Origin of the sequence: Burkholderia sp. NFPP32 (assembly GCF_900119325.1) — a bacterium.
GTDB lineage: Bacteria > Pseudomonadota > Gammaproteobacteria > Burkholderiales > Burkholderiaceae > Burkholderia > Burkholderia pyrrocinia_C.
In genome coordinates, this window is the sequence record NZ_FPJP01000013.1 from 177,478 (window position 1) to 196,290 (window position 18,813).

The 18,813-nt window shown below is 68.3% G+C and carries 15 protein-coding genes and 1 pseudogene; 8 read left to right on the forward strand and 8 right to left on the reverse strand.

Annotated elements, in window-relative coordinates:
• Window positions 1-85 precede the first annotated feature (85 nt).
• Entirely contained in the window at window positions 86-706 is a 621-nt protein-coding gene (locus BT264_RS23560; RefSeq protein WP_034181360.1) for a TetR/AcrR family transcriptional regulator, read from the reverse strand.
• A gap of 178 nt (window positions 707-884) precedes the next feature.
• Between BT264_RS23560 and BT264_RS23565 the strand changes: the two genes are divergently transcribed.
• The 4 genes from BT264_RS23565 to BT264_RS23580 all read left to right on the forward strand — a co-directional run bounded on the left by BT264_RS23565 (window position 885) and on the right by BT264_RS23580 (window position 7,858).
• Window positions 885-1,994 carry an efflux RND transporter periplasmic adaptor subunit gene (locus BT264_RS23565; protein WP_072441253.1) on the forward strand — a complete coding sequence of 370 codons (1,110 nt, stop codon included), beginning with the start codon at window positions 885-887 and terminating at the stop codon, window positions 1,992-1,994.
• Window positions 1,991-5,140 (forward strand): efflux RND transporter permease subunit, encoded by a 3,150-nt coding sequence (locus BT264_RS23570; RefSeq protein WP_072441256.1) that lies wholly within the window; start codon window positions 1,991-1,993, stop codon window positions 5,138-5,140. The genes BT264_RS23565 and BT264_RS23570 overlap by 4 nt, the downstream gene beginning before the upstream one ends.
• Before the next feature lie 2 nt (window positions 5,141-5,142).
• Window positions 5,143-6,708: an efflux transporter outer membrane subunit gene (locus tag BT264_RS23575; RefSeq protein WP_072441259.1), complete on the forward strand. Its 1,566-nt coding sequence runs from the start codon at window positions 5,143-5,145 to the stop codon at window positions 6,706-6,708.
• Window positions 6,709-6,829: 121 nt separating this feature from the next.
• A complete protein-coding gene (locus BT264_RS23580) occupies window positions 6,830-7,858 on the forward strand; it encodes a MerR family transcriptional regulator (RefSeq protein ID WP_072441262.1) in 1,029 nt (342 codons plus the stop codon).
• A 102-nt stretch (window positions 7,859-7,960) separates the two neighbouring features.
• Here the strand turns inward: BT264_RS23580 and BT264_RS23585 are convergent.
• A pseudogene (locus tag BT264_RS23585) lies at window positions 7,961-8,085 on the reverse strand (helix-turn-helix domain-containing protein); the annotation flags it as partial.
• A 31-nt stretch (window positions 8,086-8,116) separates the two neighbouring features.
• Entirely contained in the window at window positions 8,117-9,514 is a 1,398-nt protein-coding gene (locus tag BT264_RS23590) for a sigma-54 interaction domain-containing protein (protein WP_072441263.1), read from the reverse strand.
• A 249-nt stretch (window positions 9,515-9,763) separates the two neighbouring features.
• Between BT264_RS23590 and BT264_RS23595 the strand changes: the two genes are divergently transcribed.
• Genes BT264_RS23595 through BT264_RS23605 form a run of 3 tightly spaced genes read left to right on the forward strand, consistent with a single transcriptional unit; the run spans window position 9,764 to window position 13,177 of the window.
• Complete coding sequence (locus BT264_RS23595) at window positions 9,764-10,648, forward strand: MBL fold metallo-hydrolase (protein WP_072441266.1); 885 nt, start codon at window positions 9,764-9,766, stop codon at window positions 10,646-10,648.
• A gap of 33 nt (window positions 10,649-10,681) precedes the next feature.
• A complete protein-coding gene (locus tag BT264_RS23600) occupies window positions 10,682-12,352 on the forward strand; it encodes a bifunctional protein tyrosine phosphatase family protein/NAD(P)/FAD-dependent oxidoreductase (protein ID WP_072441270.1) in 1,671 nt (556 codons plus the stop codon).
• Window positions 12,353-12,370: 18 nt separating this feature from the next.
• A complete protein-coding gene (locus BT264_RS23605) occupies window positions 12,371-13,177 on the forward strand; it encodes a sulfite exporter TauE/SafE family protein (protein ID WP_072441273.1) in 807 nt (268 codons plus the stop codon).
• Window positions 13,178-13,273: 96 nt separating this feature from the next.
• On the opposite strand, the gene BT264_RS23610 is transcribed toward BT264_RS23605, so the two are convergent.
• From BT264_RS23610 to BT264_RS23625, 4 genes are all read right to left on the reverse strand, one after another.
• Window positions 13,274-14,095, reverse strand: a complete 822-nt coding sequence (locus BT264_RS23610; protein WP_072441276.1) for an ABC transporter permease subunit — start codon at window positions 14,093-14,095, stop codon at window positions 13,274-13,276.
• Window positions 14,092-15,018 (reverse strand): ABC transporter permease subunit, encoded by a 927-nt coding sequence (locus tag BT264_RS23615; protein WP_072441279.1) that lies wholly within the window; start codon window positions 15,016-15,018, stop codon window positions 14,092-14,094. The genes BT264_RS23610 and BT264_RS23615 overlap by 4 nt, the downstream gene beginning before the upstream one ends.
• A complete protein-coding gene (locus tag BT264_RS23620) occupies window positions 15,015-16,175 on the reverse strand; it encodes an ABC transporter ATP-binding protein (protein WP_072441282.1) in 1,161 nt (386 codons plus the stop codon). Before BT264_RS23620 ends, BT264_RS23615 begins: the two co-directional genes overlap by 4 nt.
• Window positions 16,176-16,262: 87 nt before the next feature.
• Window positions 16,263-17,357, reverse strand: a complete 1,095-nt coding sequence (locus BT264_RS23625; protein ID WP_072441284.1) for a polyamine ABC transporter substrate-binding protein — start codon at window positions 17,355-17,357, stop codon at window positions 16,263-16,265.
• Window positions 17,358-17,876: 519 nt separating this feature from the next.
• Here BT264_RS23625 and BT264_RS23630 point away from each other — a divergent pair.
• The gene (locus BT264_RS23630) at window positions 17,877-18,080 is read left to right on the forward strand and encodes a DUF1289 domain-containing protein (RefSeq protein ID WP_006493160.1); all 204 of its coding nucleotides are present in this window, start codon (window positions 17,877-17,879) and stop codon (window positions 18,078-18,080) included.
• Between the two features lie 75 nt (window positions 18,081-18,155).
• Here BT264_RS23630 and BT264_RS23635 read toward each other — a convergent pair whose 3' ends face one another.
• Window positions 18,156-18,797, reverse strand: a complete 642-nt coding sequence (locus tag BT264_RS23635; protein WP_072441287.1) for an OmpW/AlkL family protein — start codon at window positions 18,795-18,797, stop codon at window positions 18,156-18,158.
• Window positions 18,798-18,813 lie beyond the last annotated feature (16 nt).

Below are 18,813 nucleotides of genomic sequence, written 5' to 3' on the forward strand. Positions count from 1 at the left end.
CGACGCGGCTCGCGTCGCACCGCACCGCTTCATCACATCCGGCCTGCCGCGGACGAACACGGCGCCCGCGAACCCGCTTCCCCGCTCAGTCCGGCGCGCGCCCCAGCACGACCCGCGCGAAGAACCCCGCGAGCACCGATTCGGCCACGTCGGCCGGCACGTGCTGCGGATCGGCCGTGTAGTACGACTGCACGCCGTCGCACAGGCACATCAGCCCGAACGCGAGCGTCTCGGCCGGCAGCAGCAGCGGCGTGCCCGAGCGCTCGGCGAAGCGCTGGATGAATTCGGCCATCTGCAGCCGCTTGCCATGCAGGAACTGGTTGAAGCGCACCCGGAATTTCGCGTCGCGCGCGGCCTGCAGCTTCGCCTCGCCCCACAGCAGCGAGAATTCGTCGTCGCGGAACAGCGTCCGGTAATGCGCGAGCGTCATCGACTCCATCTGTTCGCGCGTCCCGCCCTCGTCGAAGATCGCCTCGAAATCGGCCCGCACCGCCTCATGGTTGCGCTCCAGCAACTCCAGCAGCAGGTCCGACTTGCTGCGGAAATTCGAGTAGAACGCGCCGCGCGTATAGCCGGCCGCGGCCGCGATGTCCTCGACGCTCGCAGCCACATAGCCTTTCTTCAGAAAAATGCGATGCGCGGCTTTCAGCAGACGTTCGCGCGTCTGGTCCCTGCTCTGCTCGCGAGTTAAGCGCTGTGGTTTCATGGCGCGCAGTCTAGCACCATTCCCCTTTCGGATTCATCTTTGCACTCAGATACAGGTGTGTATTAGAATCCGCCACAGTTTCTGAAATTGTTGTCCGCGCGCCGCTGCCGGCGCCGCTTGGGGCAAGCGCCCGTCGCGCTTGCCGGCTTCGTTCCGCTCCATCTCCCCTGGGGGTTTCGTGAATCGCTCCGGTTCCCGCGCCGCGCTGCTGATCGGCGTCGCGCTCTTCGTCGCCGCCTGTCATCCGAAAGAATCCGCGCCGCCCGCGCCGCGCCCCGCCGTCGCGCTGCCCGCGCATGCCGATGCCGCCGCGGTCGCGCGCACGCTGCCCGGCGAAATCCAGCCGCGCTACGCGACGCCGCTGTCGTTCCGCATCGCCGGCAAGATCGTCGAGCGCAAGGTGCGGCTCGGCGATACGGTCAAGGTCGGCCAGGTCGTCGCGCTGCTCGATCCGTCCGACGTCGAGAAAAACGCCGCAAGCGCGCAGGCGCAGCTCGATGCCGCGACGCACACCCTCGCGTTCGCGAAGCAGCAGCTCGACCGCGACCGCGCGCAGGCGCACGAAAACCTGATCGCGACCGCGCAGCTCGAGCAGACCCAGAACAGCTACACGTCGGCGCTCGCGCAGCGCGACCAGGCACAGCAGCAGCTCGCGCTCGCGAAGAACCAGCTCCGCTACGCGACGCTCGTCGCCGATCATGCCGGCTACATCACCGCCGAACAGGCCGACACCGGCCAGAACGTGTCGGCCGGCCAGGCCGTCTACCAGCTCGCGTGGTCCGGCGACGTGGACGTCGTCAGCGACGTGCCCGAAGCCGCGCTCGCGTCGCTCGCACCCGGCCATGCGGCGACCGTCATGCTGCCGTCGCTGCCGGGCCGCCAGTTCGCGGCGAAGGTGCGCGAAGTCGCGCCGGCCGCCGATCCGCAAAGCCGCACGTATCGCGTGAAGCTCACGCTCGCCGCGCCCGATCCGGCGATCCGCCTCGGGATGACCGCGAACGTCGCATTCGCCGGCGCGCCGGCCGCCGGCGACGCGCAGCCGATCACGCTGCCCGCGACCGCGCTGTTCCACGACGGCGCGCAGCCGGCCGTGTGGGTCGTGCGCACGAAGGACGACACGCTCGAATTGCGCCGCGTCGACGTCGCGCGCTTCAACGAGCGCACCGTCACCGTGTCGCACGGGCTGCAGCCGGGCGAGCGCGTCGTGCTGCAGGGCGTGCATACGGTCAGCGCGGGCGAGAAGGTGCGCCCGATCGCGCCGCTGCATCCGGAGGACTTCGCATCGTGAGCGCCCCCCGCGAAGAAGGCCGGTTCAACCTGTCGGCGTGGGCACTGCGCCATCAGGCGCTCGTCGTCTACCTGATCGCGCTCGCGACGCTCGCGGGCATCCTCGCGTACACGCGGCTCGCGCAGTCCGAAGACCCGCCGTTCACGTTCCGCGTGATGGTGGTCCGCACGTTCTGGCCCGGCGCGAGCGCGCGGCAGGTGCAGGAACAGGTGACCGACCGGATCGGCCGCAAGCTGCAGGAAACGCCGGCCATCGATTTCCTGCGCAGCTATTCGCGCCCCGGCGAATCGCTGATCTTCTTCACGATGAAGGATTCGGCGCCCGTGAAGGACGTGCCCGAGACCTGGTACCAGATCCGCAAGAAAGTCGGCGACATCGGCTATACGCTGCCGCCCGGCGTGCAGGGCCCGTTCTTCAACGACGAATTCGGCGACGTCTACACCAACATCTGGACGCTCGAAGGCGACGGCTTCTCTCCCGCGCAGCTGCACGACTACGCGGACCAGCTGCGCACCGTGCTGCTGCGCGTGCCGGGCGTCGGCAAGGTCGACTATTTCGGCGACCCCGACCAGCGGATCTTCATCGAGGTGAACAACGCGCAGCTCACGCGCCTCGGCATCTCGCCGCAGCAGCTCGGGCAGGCGATCAACGCGCAGAACGACATCTCGTCGGCCGGCGTGCTGACGACCGCCGACGATCGCGTGTTCGTGCGGCCGAGCGGCCAGTTCGACAACGTCGACGCGATCGCCGATACGCTGATCCGCATCAACGGCCGCACGTTCCGGCTCGGCGATCTCGCGACGGTCAAGCGCGGCTACGACGATCCGGTCGTCACCCAGATGCGCGCGGGCGGAAAAGCCGTGCTCGGCATCGGCGTGACGATGCAGCCGGGCGGCGACGTGATCCGGCTAGGCAAGGCGCTCGACGCCGAATCGAAGGGCCTGCAGGCGCGCTTGCCGGCCGGCCTCAAGCTGGTCGAGGTGTCGAGCATGCCGCATGCGGTCGCGCATTCGGTCGACGACTTCCTCGAGGCGGTCGCCGAAGCCGTCGCGATCGTGCTGGTCGTGAGCCTCGTGTCGCTCGGCCTGCGCACCGGGATGGTCGTCGTGATCTCGATTCCGGTCGTGCTCGCGGTCACGGCCCTGTTCATGTACCTGTTCGACATCGGGCTGCACAAGGTGTCGCTCGGCACGCTCGTGCTCGCGCTCGGGCTGCTCGTCGACGACGCGATCATCGCGGTCGAGATGATGGCCGTGAAGCTCGAACAGGGCTACAGCCGCGCGCGCGCCGCCGCGTTCGCGTACACCAGCACCGCGTTCCCGATGCTGACGGGCACGCTCGTCACGGTGTCGGGCTTCCTGCCGATCGCGCTCGCGAAATCGAGCACCGGCGAATACACGCGCTCGATCTTCGAGGTGTCGGCGATCGCGCTGATCGCGTCGTGGTTCGCGGCCGTCGTGCTGATCCCGCTGCTCGGCTACCACATGCTGCCCGAGCGCAAGCGGCAGGCGCACGAGGCGCACCTGCCCGACGACCACGAGCACGACATCTACGACACGCGCTTCTATCGGCGGCTGCGCGGCTGGGTCGACTGGTGCATCGAGCGGCGCTTCGTCGTGCTGCTGATCACGGGCGCCCTCTTCGTCGTGTCGCTGATGGGTTTCTCGCTGGTGCCGCAGCAGTTCTTCCCGAGTTCCGACCGGCCCGAGCTGCTGGTCGACCTGCGGCTGCCCGAGGGCGCGTCGTTCGCGGCGACGCTGCGCGAAACCGAACGCCTCGAGAAGGCGATCGACAAGCGCCCCGAGATCGATCATTCGGTGAACTTCGTCGGCAGCGGCGCGCCGCGCTTCTACCTGCCGCTCGACCAGCAGCTGCAACTGCCGAACTTCGCGCAGTTCGTGATCACCGCGAAATCGGTCGAGGATCGCGAGAAGCTCGCGACCTGGCTCGAAACCACGTTGCGCGACCGGTTCCCGGCCGTGCGCTGGCGTCTGTCGCGGCTCGAGAACGGGCCGCCGGTCGGCTATCCGGTGCAGTTCCGTGTGAGCGGCGACAGCATCGCGACGGTCCGCTCGATCGCCGAGAAGGTCGCGGCGACGATGCGCGGCGATGCGCGCACGGTCAACGTGCAGTTCGACTGGGACGAGCCGGCCGAGCGCTCGGTGCGCTTCGAGATCGACCAGAAGAAGGCGCGCGAGCTGAACGTGACGTCGCAGGACGTGTCGAGCTTCCTCGCGATGACGCTGTCCGGCACAACCGTCACGCAGTACCGCGAGCGCGACAAGCTGATCGCGGTCGACCTGCGCGCACCGCAGGCCGACCGCGTCGATCCGGCCAAGCTCGCGGGCCTCGGGCTGCCGACGCCGAACGGCCCGGTGCCGCTCGGCTCGCTCGGCCGCTTCGAGCCGACGCTCGAATACGGCGTCGTGTGGGAACGCGACCGCCAGCCGACCATCACCGTGCAGTCGGACGTGCGCGCCGGCGCACAGGGCATCGACGTCACGCACGCGGTCGACGCGAAGCTGAACGCGCTGCGCGCGCAGTTGCCGGTCGGCTATCAGATCAACATCGGCGGCTCGGTCGAGGAAAGCGCGAAGGCGCAGAACTCGATCAACGCGCAGATGCCGCTGATGGCGATCGCCGTGTTCACGCTGCTGATGATCCAGTTGCAGAGCTTCTCGCGCGTGCTGATGGTCGTGCTGACCGCGCCGCTCGGGCTGATCGGCGTGGTCGCCACGCTGCTGCTGTTCGGGCAGCCGTTCGGCTTCGTCGCGATGCTCGGCGTGATCGCGATGTTCGGGATCATCATGCGCAACTCGGTGATCCTCGTCGACCAGATCGAACAGGACATCGCGATCGGCCACGGCCGCGTCGACGCGATCATCGGCGCGACGGTGCGGCGCTTCCGCCCGATCACGCTGACGGCCGCGGCCGCCGTGCTCGCGCTGATCCCGCTGCTGCGCTCGAACTTCTTCGGGCCGATGGCGACCGCGCTGATGGGCGGCATCACGAGCGCAACCGTGCTGACGCTGTTCTACCTGCCTGCGCTGTACGCGACGTGGTTCCGCGTGAAGCGCGACGAACGCGACCCGCAGGACGGCCCGCCGCATGACGGCAGCACGCCGTCCGCGCCGTCGGGAGCCTGACCATGGATGTGTCGATGAACCTGAAAACCCAAGCCGTGCGCGCACTCGCGGCCGCGAGCCTCGTCGGGCCCCTGGCCGGCTGCGCGTGGTTCGCGCCGAGCGGCGAGCCGCCCGCGATGCCGTCGCCCGCGCATTACGGCGCCGCGCCGCAAGTCGAGCAGACCGTGTCCGCGCAAGGCGTCGCGCAGCAGTTCGAAGTCGGCGCACAGCCGGTGCCCGACTGGTGGAAGCAGTACCGTTCCGATGCGCTGAACGCGCTCGTCGACGAAGGGCTGCGCAACAGCCCGACGCTCAGTGCGGCGTCGCACTCGCTGGATGCCGCGCGCGAGCAGTTGCGCGGGCAGATCGGCAGCTCGATGCTGCCGTCGATCGACGCGGTCGGCCAAGCCACGCGCCAGCGTGCGCTCGGCGTGCCGATTCCGGCGCTCGGCGCACCGACGCTGCTGTACGACACATTCGTCGGGCAACTTCAGGCGAGCTACACGGTCGACCTGTTCGGTGTCTCGCGCTTCGCGAACCGCGCGCTCGCGAAACGCGTCGACGTCAGTGCGTTCCAGCTCGAATCCGCGCGGCGCGCGCTGGCCGCGAACATCGTCACCGCGTCGATCACGGTATCGGTGCTCAACGCGCAGATCGACACGACCGAGCGGCTCGTCGCGCTCGCGAACGACCAGGCGCACGACGCCGAACGCCGCTACGCGCTCGGCTCGGCGTCGCGCAGCGACGCGCTGAACGCGCGGCAAAGCGCCGATACGTTCGCGGCAAGCCTTCCCGCGCTGCGCCAGCAGCGCGACTCGGCGCGCCATGCGCTCGCGGTGCTGGTCGGCCGCACGCCCGACCGGCCGCCGGCCGATCTCACGCTCGCCGATCTGCACCTGCCCGAACAGGTGCCCGTCGTCGTGCCGTCGGACCTGCTGCAAAGCCGCCCGGACATCCAGGCGGCCGACGCGGGGCTGAAGGCGGCCGCTGCCGAAGTGGGCGTCGCGACCGCACAGTTGTTCCCGCAACTTTCGCTGTCGGCGGCGATGGGCAAAGGCGGCTTCAGCTGGCCGGCCATGCTGTCGGGCGCCGGCGCGATCTGGAACGTCGGCGCGTCGCTGAGCCAGCCGATCTTCCACGGCGGCGCGCTGCTCGCGCAGCGCCGCGCGGCGAAGGCCACCTACGAGGCCGCGGTCGACCAGTACAAGCAGGCCGTGCTCGGCGCGTTCCAGAACGTCGCCGATTCGCTCGCGGCGCTCGAGCACGATGCGGAGGCGCTCGACGCGTCGTCGCGCGCCGCGCTGTCCGCGCGCGGCGCGTACGACGACGCGGCCGCCCGCGTGCGGCTCGGCGCGCTGCCGCCGTCGGCCGCGCGCGCCAGCGAGCTACAGTACCGCAACGCGCGGCTCGACGAGATCCGCGCGACCGGCGCGCGGTTCGCGGATACCGCGCGACTCTATCAGGCGATGGGCACGCCGCCGGCCGACAAGGCCGATCAGTCCGGCAAATCCGGCAAGGCGGCCGGCGACGACACAACCGGCAAGGAAGCGCGCGCCGCCGAGCCCGACACCGCGCCTTCGCCGCAATAAGCCGGCCCTTCGATCGGGCGCGCGCGGTCAACCCGTCGCACGCCCGATTTCCGATCTTCCGCTTGACCCTCACGTAGCGTAACGTTCGAGACTCCAGTGTGCGTACCGAACGGAGGAACGAATGCAGCTGAAAGTGGGAGAACTGGCGAAACGCAGCGGGCTGACCGTCCGCACGCTTCATCACTATCACGCGATCGGCCTGCTGACGCCTTCGGCACGTGCCGACAACGGCTACCGGCTGTACGACCGCCACGACATCGCCCGACTCCACCAGATCCAGGCGCTGCGTCGCTTCGGACTGTCGCTCACCGAAATCGGCGACTACCTGAACCAGCCCGGCACCCCGCTCGTCGATCTCGTCGCGAAGCAGATCGCGCTGCTCGACCGTCAGCTTGCGCAAACCGCGCAGCTGCGCGAGCGGCTCGTGAGCCTGCACGCGCAGCTCGCCGCCGGCACGGAGCCGGAGCTGGCCGATTGGCTCACCACACTGGAGTTGATGACCGTGTACGACAAATATTTTTCCGAGGAAGAACTCGCGCGCATGCCGATGTACCGAAAGAGCCAGGCGGGCGACGCGGAATGGATCGCGCTCGTCGGCGAGGTCCGCGCGCTGCACGACGCGGGCGTGCCGCCCGAGGACGAGCACGCCCGTGCGCTCGCCGGCCGCTGGATGGCGCTGCTCGTGCGCGACACGAACAACGACCCTCGGCTGCTGGCGAAGTTGAACCTGATGCACGAGCGCGAACCGGCGATGCAGTCGAAGATCGGCATTTCGACCACGCTGCGCGACTATGTGCTGCGCGCGACAGCCGAAACGAAGATGCGGATCTTCGAGAAGTATCTCGCGCCGGACGAGATCCGCTTCATGCGGGCGCACTACGGCGAACGCGCGATGGAATGGCCGCAACTGATGGCCGACGTGCGCGACGCGATCGACGCGGGCGCGACGCCCGATTCGCCGGAAGGCCGCGCGCTCGCGCAGCGCTGGTTCGACCTGTTCTGCAGCTATGCGGGCCACGATCCGGCCACGCACGCGAAATTCCGTCACGCGATGATGAACGAGCCGGCGCTGACGAAGGACTCGTGGGTCGACGACACGCTGCTCGGCTTCATCCGCGAGGCGATGGCGCAGTTGGTGCCGGCGCGCTGATCGAATCGGACGCGGGCGGTCCGTGTGCGGGCAGCATGCCGCCCGCCACGGACCGCGCAGGCGCCTCCTTCCCGCAAGACGCCGAGCCGCCGTCGCGACACGTCACTCCGGTACACCCATCCCGTCATCGCTGAACGCGGGCAGGTCGCCGGGCTGGCAATCGAGATAGCGGCAGATCGCCTCGACGCAACGCGGATGCCCTTGACCTTCCCCTGCTTGAGCAGCGCATGTTCGTCATCGATACGTAGGAACACCCGCTCACCCGCCGCGCGTGCCCAGCCCGAGCGCCTTCAACCGCCGGTACAACGTGCGCTCGCTCATCCCCGTGCGCTCGGCGAGCGCCTTGCGCGTGCCAGTGAATTCGCCGGCGATCCGCACCAGTTCGGCATCCGTCAGCGCACCCGCCGCGCCCGCGCCATCCTGCTGCGCCGCCGATGCCGCCACGAGCTCGGCCGGCAGATGCTCGACCCGGATCGTCCCGTCGTCCGCGAACAGGCATGCGCGTTCGAGCACGTTGCGCAGTTCGCGGATGTTGCCCGGCCACGCATACGCGTCGAGGCACGCACGCGCGCGCTCGGTCAGCACGAAGGGCCGGGCCGCGAACGGCCGCGCGCCCGCATCGCCCGCGTTCGCGCGCGCGTTTGCGATCCGCCGCAGGATCGATTCGGCGAGCAGCGCGACGTCGCCCTGCCGTTCGCGCAGTGCCGGCAGCGGAATCGGAAACGCGCTGATCCGGTAGTAGAGGTCCTGCCGGAACCGGCCGTCGTCGATCATCTCGCGCAGCGGCTTGTGCGTGGCTGCGACGAGCCGGAAATCCGCGCGCAGCGCCTCGACGCCGCCGACGCGCCGGAACGTGCCCGACTCGATCAGCCGCAGCAGCTTCACCTGCATCGGCAGCGGCACGTCGCCGATCTCGTCGAGAAACAGCGTGCCGCCCTGCGCGGTCTCGACGAGGCCCGGCTTGCGCTGGTTCGCGCCCGTGAACGCGCCCTTCTCATAGCCGAACAGTTCGCTCTCGAACAGCGTCTCGGCGATCCCCGAGCAATCGACGACGACGAACGGCCCCATCGCGCGATCGCTCGCCTCGTGCAGCGCGCGGGCGAACAGCTCCTTGCCGGTGCCCGACTCGCCGAGCAACAGCACCGGCAACAGCGACGGCGCGACGCGTTGCAGCGCACCGAGCGCCGCGTTGAACGCGTCGGCGCCGCCGACGAGCCCTTCCGCGCTCGGCTGCGCGGACGCGCTGCGTACCGTCGTCAGCCGCTCGACATACGCGATCACGTTGCCGTCCGCATCGAAGATCGGCCGCAGCTCGACGTCGACATGCTCGGGGCCGCGCGGCGTGTGGTGGATGTGCAGCACGCGGTTCAGCCCGCGCGATTCGAGCGCCTGCTTCATCGGGCAATGCTCGCCGGCCTGGTCGCACGGCACGTCGTAGTGATGCGAGACCTGGAAGCAGTGGCGGCCCACGTGCTCGACGCCCGCCACGCCGAACTGGCGCCGGTACGCATCGTTCGCCGCGAGGATGCGGTAGTCGGGATCGACGACGATCATCGGCTGCGGGTCCTGCTCCAGATAGGCGACGAGCGCGCGGACGTCGGGCGTGACATCGCGGCGCGGCGCGGGAACGATCGGGATGGTGTCGTGCGGATTCATGCGGACGCTCGGTGACGGTTCTGCCGGACGGACTGCCAGGCTGACTGCCGATTCTGCCACGACACTGCCAGATATGGCAGCCAACATGTTCGACCGGCTGGCGCCCACGCCCGCGCAGCGCCATGGCCGCGCCGAAAACCCGAGCCGAATCAAGTCACTGGCCCATCGACCGGCGCCGCGGTACCGGTTGGCACGGTTCTTGAGTTAGAGATCCCGATTGCAAATGCAGAACCCGATCGAGGACACCCCGTGAGCAACGCCACCACGCTGTCGGTCGAAGGCTTTTTCGACCCGGCGACCCACACCGTCAGCTATCTCCTGCTCGATACGGCGAGCCGCGCGTGCGCGCTGATCGACAGCGTGCTCGACTACGACCCGAAATCCGGCCGCACGCGCACCGCCAGCGCCGACCAGTTGATCGCCCGCGTCGCCGAACTCGGCGCGACCGTGCACTGGCTGCTGGAGACGCACGTGCATGCCGACCACCTGTCGGCCGCGCCGTACCTGAAGGCACGGGTTGGCGGCCGGATCGCGATCGGTTCGCACGTGCGCCGCGTGCAGCACGTCTTCGGCACGCTGTTCAACGCGGGCCCCGGCTTCGCCGAGGACGGCCGCCAGTTCGACCGGCTCGTCGACGACGGCGACACGCTCGCGCTCGGCACGCTGACGATCCGCGCGCTGCACACGCCGGGCCACACGCCCGCATGCATGACCTACTGCGTCGACGACGCGACGCAGCGCGCGGCGTTCGTCGGCGACACGCTGTTCATGCCCGACTACGGCACGGCCCGCTGCGACTTCCCCGGCGGCGACGCGCGTACGCTGTACCGATCGATCTCCCGCGTGCTCGCGCTGCCGCCCGACACGCGCCTGTACCTGTGCCACGACTACCAGCCGGGCGGCCGCGACGTGCAGTTCGTGACGACCGTCGCCGAGCAGCGCCGCGCGAACGTGCACGTGAAAGACGGCGTGACCGAGGACGATTTCGTCGCGATGCGCACCGCGCGCGATGCGACGCTCGACATGCCGGTGCTGATGCTGCCGTCCGTGCAGGTCAACATGCGCGCCGGCCATCTGCCGGAGCCCGAAAACAATGGCGTGCGCTACCTGAAGATCCCGCTCGACGCGATCTGAGCGCCGCCGCCCCCTCCAACCGAGAACCCCGACATGACCACCATCCGCAAGCTGACCGACGCGCTGTCGGTCTCGCCGCAGATCGCGGCGGCCGACCTGCCCGCGCTGCATGCGGCGGGCATCCGCGCGATCGTCTGCAACCGGCCCGACGGCGAAGGCCCCGACCAGCCGACCGTCACCGAGATCCGCGCGGCCGCCGCGCCGCTCGGCATCGACGTGCATTACCTGCCGGTCGATACGGGCAAGGTGACCGACGACCAGGCCGCGCAGTTCGGCGCGCTCGTCGCGTCGCTCGATGGCCCGGTGCTCGCATACTGCCGCAGCGGCACACGCTCGGCCACGCTGTGGGCGCTGTCGCAAGCGGGCCTGCGCCCGCTGAACGACATCGTCGCGACGGCCGATGCGGCCGGTTACGACCTGCGCGCGCTCGCGTCGCGCGTCGCGCAAGGCGGCAGGCAGGCGGCGCCGGCCGTCGATGCGCGGCACGACATCGTGATCGTCGGCGCGGGCGCGGCCGGTATCGCCGTCGCATCGAGCCTGCTCGCGCGCGACGCGTCGCTCGACATCGCGGTGATCGATCCGGCCGACGTCCATTACTACCAGCCGGGCTGGACGATGGTCGGCGCGGGTGTGTTCCGGCCCGAGACCACCGCGCGCCGGATGACCGACTTGCTGCCGCGCGGCGTGCACCGGATCCAGGCCGCCGTCGCCGGCTTCGAGCCCGACGCGCACACCGTCGTGCTCGACGGCTGCCGGCGCATCGGCTACCGCAAGCTCGTCGTGTGCCCGGGCCTCAAGCTGGACTGGCACGCGATCGAAGGCCTCGCCGACACGCTCGGCCGCAACGGCGTCACGTCGAACTACCGCTACGATCTCGCGCCGTACACGTGGGAGCTCGTTCGTACGTTCCGCGGCGGCAACGCACTCTTCACGCAGCCGCCGATGCCGATCAAGTGCGCGGGCGCGCCGCAGAAGGCGATGTACCTGTCGTGCGACCACTGGCGGCGCGCGGGGCGCCTCGAGGCCGCGAACGTCGAGTTCCTGAATGCAGGCGGCGCGCTGTTCGGCGTCGCCGACTACGTGCCAGCGCTGATGGAGTACGTGAAAAGCTATGACATCGCGCTGTCGTTCGGCCACAACCTCGTCGCGATCGACGGGCCCGCGCGCCGCGCGACGTTCGTGCGTGCGCTGCCGGACGGCGGCAAGGAAACCGTCGTGCGTTCGTTCGACATGATCCACGTCGTGCCGCCGCAGAAGGCGCCCGACTTCGTGCGTTCGAGCCCGCTCGCCGACGCGGCCGGCTGGATCGACGTCGATCCGGCGACACTGCGGCACAAGCACTTTCCGGACATCTACGCGCTCGGCGACGCCACCAACACGACCAATGCGAAGACGGCCGCGGCCGCCCGCAAGCAGGCGCCCGTCGTCGCGCACAACCTGCTCGCATCGCTCGGCCGCGCGCACGGCGACGCCGCGTACGACGGCTATGGCTCGTGCCCGCTCACCGTCGAGCGCGGCAAGATCGTGCTCGCCGAATTCCTGTACGGCGGCAAGGTCGCGCCGACCTTCCCCGCATGGCTGATCGACGGCCGCCACCCGTCGCGGCTCGCGTGGCTGCTCAAGGAACGCGTGCTGCCGCCGCTCTACTGGAAGGCGATGCTCAAGGGCCGCGAATGGCTCGCGAAGCCCGCGATCGCACGTTGAGCGGAGCCCGATGACGTCATGCTGATTTCCCTCGTACTGGGCGGCTTCGTCGGCGCCGTGCTCGGCCTGACCGGCGCCGGCGGCGGCATTCTCGCGGTGCCCGCACTCGTCGTCGGCATGAGCTGGCCGATGCAGCAGGCCACGCCCGTCGCGCTTGTCGCGGTGGCCGGCAGTGCCGCGCTCGGCGCGCTCGAAGGCTTCCGCCGCGGGCTCGTGCGCTATCGTGCTGCGCTGCTGATGGCCGTGGCCGGCGTGCCGCTGACCACGCTCGGCGTGCGGCTCGCGCACGTGCTGCCGCAGCGCCTGCTGCTCGCGCTGTTCGCGCTGACGATGCTGATCGTCGCCGGCCGCCTGCTGCGGCAGGCGCTGCGACACGCGAGCGTCGACACGGACGCGTCGCCGCTGTGCGTCGGTCGCGTGAATCCCGATACGGGCCGTCTCGTGTGGTCCTGGCCGGTCGGCTTCGCGCTCGCGTCGACCGGCGCGGTAACCGGCCTGATGACGGGGCTGCTCGGCGTCGGCGGCGGCTTCGTGATCGTGCCGATGCTGCGCAAGTTCACGAACGTGTCGATGCACGGCATCGTCGCGACGTCGCTGATGGTGATCGCGCTGGTCGGCACCGGCGGCGTGTTCGCGACGCTCGTGTCGGGCACGCGCGCGCCGCTCGACGTGACGCTGTGGTTCACCGTCGCGACCGCGCTCGGCATGGCCGCCGGACGCGGTGCGTCGCGGCACCTTGCCGCGCGACACGTGCAGGCCGGCTTCGCGGCCGTGCTCGTGTGCGTCGCGCTCGGAATGCTGGCGAAGGCGGCGTTCGGCGCGTGAACCTCCGGCGGCTGCAGGTCAGCGCCGCCAAACAAAACGCCCGGCCCGACTCGTCGTCGGCACCGGGCGTTTTTCGTTGCGGCCGCAACCTGCGCGTCAGGTCGCGAATCCCGCCATCCGCTTGCGCTCTTGCCGCAGCATCACGAAGTTCGCGATCACGACGCCGGCCGTCACCGCGACGATGAACAGCGTCGCGAGCGCGTTCATCTCCGGGTTCAGCCCGAGGCGCACGCGCGAGAACACGACGAGCGGTAGCGTCGTCGAACCGGGGCCCGACAGGAACGCCGACAGCACGAGGTCGTCGATCGACAGCGTGAACGACAGCAGCCAGCCCGCGATCAGCGCCTGCGAGATCAGCGGCAGCGTGATCGTGAAGAACACCTTCAGCGGCGTCGCGCCGAGATCGAGCGCGGCTTCTTCCAGCGACGGATTCAGCTCGCGCACGCGCGACTGCACGATGATCGCGACATACGAGATGCACAGCATCACGTGGCCGAGCCAGATCGTGAAGATGCCGCGCTCGGCCGGCCAGCCGATCCACTTCGAGAGCTCGATGAACAGCAGCAGCAGCGAGATCCCCTGGATCACCTCGGGAATCACGAGCGGCGCGTTGATCATCCCGCTGAAGAGCGCGAAGCCGCGAAAGCGCCCCATCCGCGCGAGCACGAAGCCGGCCCACGTGCCGATGAACACCGACGCGAACGCGGTCAGCACGCCGATCTTCAGCGACAGCCACGCGGCCGTCAGCAGCTCGTCGTCCTCGACGAGCGCCGAGTACCAGCGGAACGAAAAACCCGACCACACGGTGACGAGCTTCGACTCGTTGAACGAATAGACGATCAGGCTGAGGATCGGGATGTACAGGAACGCGAAGCCGGCAAACAGCACCGCGAACTGCAGGTAACGATTCGGCTTCATCGACGGGCCTCCTGCTCCTTCGCCTGGAAGTGCTGGAACATCGCCATCGGCACGAGCAGCAGCAGCACCATCGCGCAGGTCACGGCCGACGCCATCGGCCAGTCCGCGTTGTTGAAGAACTCATTCCACATCACGCGGCCGATCATCAGCGTGTTCGCGCCGCCGAGCAGTTCCGGAATCACGTACTCGCCGACCGCCGGGATGAACACCAGCAGGCAACCCGCGATGATCCCGTTCTTCGACAGCGGCAGCGTGATCTGCACGAACGCCTTCCACGGTTTCGCGCCGAGGTCGTATGCGGCTTCGAGCAGGCGCAGGTCCATCTTCACGAGGTGCGCGTAGAGCGGCATCACGAGGAACGGCAGGTACGAATACACCATCCCGATGTACACCGCGTAGTTCGTGCGGTACAGCTCGATCGGCGTATGGGTCAGGCCGATCCACATCAGGAAGTTGTTCAGCAGCCCGTTGTTCTTCAGGATGCCGATCCATGCATACACGCGGATCAGGAACGACGTCCAGAACGGCAGCATCACGCCCATCATCAGCAGGTTGCGGGTCGCCGGGTTCGAGCGCGCGATGTAGTACGCCATCGGATAGCCGATCAGCAGACACAACAGCGTCGTGACCGCGGCCACCCACACCGAGTTCACGTAGGTCGCGAAATACAGGCTGTCCGTGAACAGGAACGCGTAGTGCGACAGGTTCAGCGCGACGTGCACGACGCCGTCCGCGTACGACGCGAGTTCCGTGTACGGCGGGATGCCGAGCTGCAGCTCCGCGAAGCTGATCTTGACGACCAGCACGAACGGCACGAGGAAGAACAGCACGAGCCACGTGAACGGTCCGGCGACGACCGCCGTGGCGCCCGTCAGGTTGAAGCGCCGCACCGGCCACTCGAGCAGGGACTTGAAGGCGCTCATGACGTCAGCACCACGCCTGCGGTCGCGCTCCAGCGCACGTAGATCTCGTCGCCGAGCGACGGCGTGTCGAGCTCCGAAATCGCGAGGCTCGATACGTTCGCGATCACCGTCTTGCCCGCGTCGAGCTTAACGTGATACAGCGAATAACCGCCCATGTACGCGACATTGCCGATCCTGCCGCGCGCCCAGTTGAACGCGCCTTCGGGCGGCTTGCGCGTGAGCGCGATCCGCTCGGGGCGCACCGACACCGTGACCGGCATCCCGAGCGGGCCCGAGATCCCGTGGCTCACGTACAGCCGGCTCGGCAGCTCCGGCGATTCGATGTACACGTGATCGGGTTCGTCCTCGACGGTCATGCCGTCGAACAGGTTCGTCGAGCCGATGAACTCGGCCGAGAAGCGGCTGTTCGGATATTCGTAGACCTCGTTCGGCGAACCGATCTGCACGATCTGCCCTTCGCTCATCACCGCGAGGCGGTTCGCCATCGTCATCGCTTCTTCCTGGTCGTGCGTGACCATGATGCAGGTGACGCCGACCTTGTTCAGGATGTTGACGAGCTCGATCTGCGTGCGCTGGCGGATCTGCTTGTCGAGCGCGGACATCGGCTCGTCGAGCAGCAGCAGCTTCGGGCGCTTGACCAGCGAACGCGCGAGCGCGACGCGCTGCTGCTGGCCGCCGGAGAGCTGATGCGGCTTGCGCTTCGCGTACTTGCTCATCTGCACGAGTTCGAGCGCCGCATGCACGCGCTCCTTCAGCTCGGCCTTCGGCACGCCTTCCTGCTTCAGGCCGAACGCGACGTTCGACTCGACCGACATGTGCGGGAACAGCGCATACGACTGGAACATCATGTTCACGGGCCGCTTGTACGGCGGCATCTGCGCGAGGTCCTCGCCGTCGATCAGGATCTTGCCCGACGTGACCGTCTCGAGGCCCGCGAGCATCCGCAACAACGTCGACTTGCCGCAGCCCGAGCTGCCGAGCAGCGCGAACAGCTCGCCCCGGCGCACGGTCAGGTTGACGCTGCGTACGGCCTCGGTGTCGCCGAATTTCTTCACGACGTCGACGATCTGGACAAAGTTCTCGGCGCGCGCATCGGCGCCGGAGGAGGAAACGGAGGACGGTGCGCCCGCGACCGGCGCACCCGACTGGCTATTCATGATGTGCTGCTTCTCTCCTGCGTTTAACGAACAAAGCCCCCGGGGGCACCAGGGGCTTCATGACTGCTGGGGGAACGCCGGCTCGCGTCAGCGGCCCGACTTCAGCTCGGTCCACAGACGCGTCTGCAGGCGCTGGATTTCAGGCGGCAGCGGCTTGAGCAGGAACAGCGTCTTCACGACGTCGGCCGGCGGGTAGACGGCCGGATCGTTCGCGACGTCGGGCCGCACGTACTTGCGTGCCTCGGCGTTGGCGCTCGGGTAGTACACCGCGTTCGTGATCGCCGCGTGCACCTTCGGATCCTCGATGTAGTTGATCCACTGCAGCGCGGCATCCTTGTTCTTCGCATCCTTCGGGATCGCCATCACGTCGAACCACACCGGCGCGCCGCCCTTCGGAATGTAGTACTCGACCTTGTACGGCTTCTTCGCCTCGATCGCGCGATGCTTCGCGATCACGACGTCGCCCGACCAGCCGAACGCGAAGCAGATGTCGCCGCCGACCAGATCGTTGATGTAGCCCGACGAGTTGAATTGCGTGATGTACGGGCGGATCTTCTTCAGCACTTCCATCGCGGCCTTGTAGTCGGCCGGGTTCGTGCTCATCGGATCCTTGCCGATGTAGTGCAGCGTTGCCGCGAACATCTGGTCGGGCGCGTCGAGCACCGACACGCCGCAGGTCTTCAGCTTCGAGATGTTTTCCGGCTTGAACAGGATGTCCCAGTTGTCGAGCGGGGCCTTGCCGAGCGCCTGCTGCGCCTTGGTCATGTTGTACGCGAGACCCGTCGTGCCGTACGCCCAGGGCACCGAGTACTTGTTGCCCGGGTCCGCGCCCGCGACGAGCGCCATCAGTTGCGGATCGAGGTACTTGAGGTTCGGCAGCTTCGACTTGTCGAGCGGTGCGAAGATGCCGGCGGCGATCTGCTTGCCCGCGTAGTTGCTGGTCGGCACGACGATGTCGTAGCCCGAGCTGCCCGTCAGCAGCTTCGCCTGCAGCGTGTCGTCGCTGTCGTAGTTGTCGTAGCGGACCTTGACGCCCGCCTGCTTCTCGAAGTTCGGGATCGTATCCTTCGCAATGTAGTCCGACCAGTTATAGACATTGAGCTGCGTATCCTTCGCCGCTGCCGCCGATGCACCCACGCACAGCGCGAGCGCTGCGAACCGGCCCACTACCTTTGCTTTCATCCCGTTCTCCCTCCGGCCGGACCGTTTGTCCGGCTGCCGTCTGCCTCGTCACGGCGGCGCATTCTGGTGCTCCGCCCCTCGAAAACCCCGAAAACTACCACCATTCGCGCTCCGTCACAAAAAAATCATGCCGGTGTCGCGCAAACGGAACAGATTACCGCCGCCGGCCAGTCAGGCCGCTCGTGCGGTCGGGCATTCCGAGGGGAATTCTATCGGGTAATCGACGGCTGTCCACCGGGAAAAACGGGCAGCGGCGCAACCGCGTTCGCCGGCTGCTCGGGTCGCGCGCCCAACGGCTTGTGCGCGCCGCCGTTTCACCGGTGAAAATCTCGGCGCGCTGCGGCCCCGGCGCCTGGCGGGCGGCCTTGTCGGCCAGCCGTTGCCGAGCTTCCGCGCCGGACCGACCGGCCGCACTGTCGTGACGATGCGCCGGCACGGCATGCCGGCCGCTCCCGCCGGGCCGACCGGCCGCGATGCATTAAAATGGCGGCTGACGACTCAACCGCGCGAACCCTCCCGATGGCCTCCAATCTCCACGACCTGCCCGACAGCCCCTGCATCGGCGTGTGCTCGACCCTCTTCGACGAAGTCTGCAAGGGCTGCGGCCGCACGGCCGCCGAAGTGTCGAACTGGGTCTTCCTGAGCGACGACGAGAAGCGCGCGGTGTGGGAGCGCATCACGCGCGAAGGCACCGCGATGCGCTTCCAGTACGACAAGCTGTAAATCCGCCGCGCATAAAAAAAGCGGCATGCCGACTGACATGCCGCCAACCCCAACTCTGTTCTTTTCCCGCCGCGTCTAGAACTTCATCCCGACGCCCACGCCGACGATCAACGGATCGATATGCAGCGTGCCGATGCCCTTGTCGCCGAGCGTCGCATCGGTGCTCATCCAGATCTTCTTCACGTCGACGTTCATGAATACCTTCTTCGTCAACTGCACGTCGACGCCGAACTGCAGTGCGGGGCCGAAGCTGCTCTTGTTGATCGACACGCCCTCCCCGCCGACGTTGAGCCCGTTGTTGTAGAAGTACGTGTAGTTCAACCCGGCGCCGACGTACGGACGCACCTTGCCGGCATGGTTGAAGTGGTACTGCAGCAGCAGCGTCGGCGGCAGCACGCCCACGCCGCCAAGGTTGCCGAGGCTCGACGTCACCTGGTGCCGCGACGTGCCGAGGATCAGCTCGACGCCGAGGTAGTCGCGGATCATGTACGTGAAGTCGAGCTCGGGCACGATCGCGTTGTTCACGCCGACGTTGAGCGAGCCGAGCGTGTCGCTCGCGCGCTCGTTCGGCTGGATGCTGATCGCGCGCAGCCGGACCAGTACGTCACCCTGGTTGATGCCGTCGCCCGGCGACGCCGCGTGCGACACCGACGGCATCGCGACGAAGCTTGCCGCGACGGCGGCAGCGGTGACAAAAGTTCGAATCGTTTTATGCATGGTACGGACCCCCAAA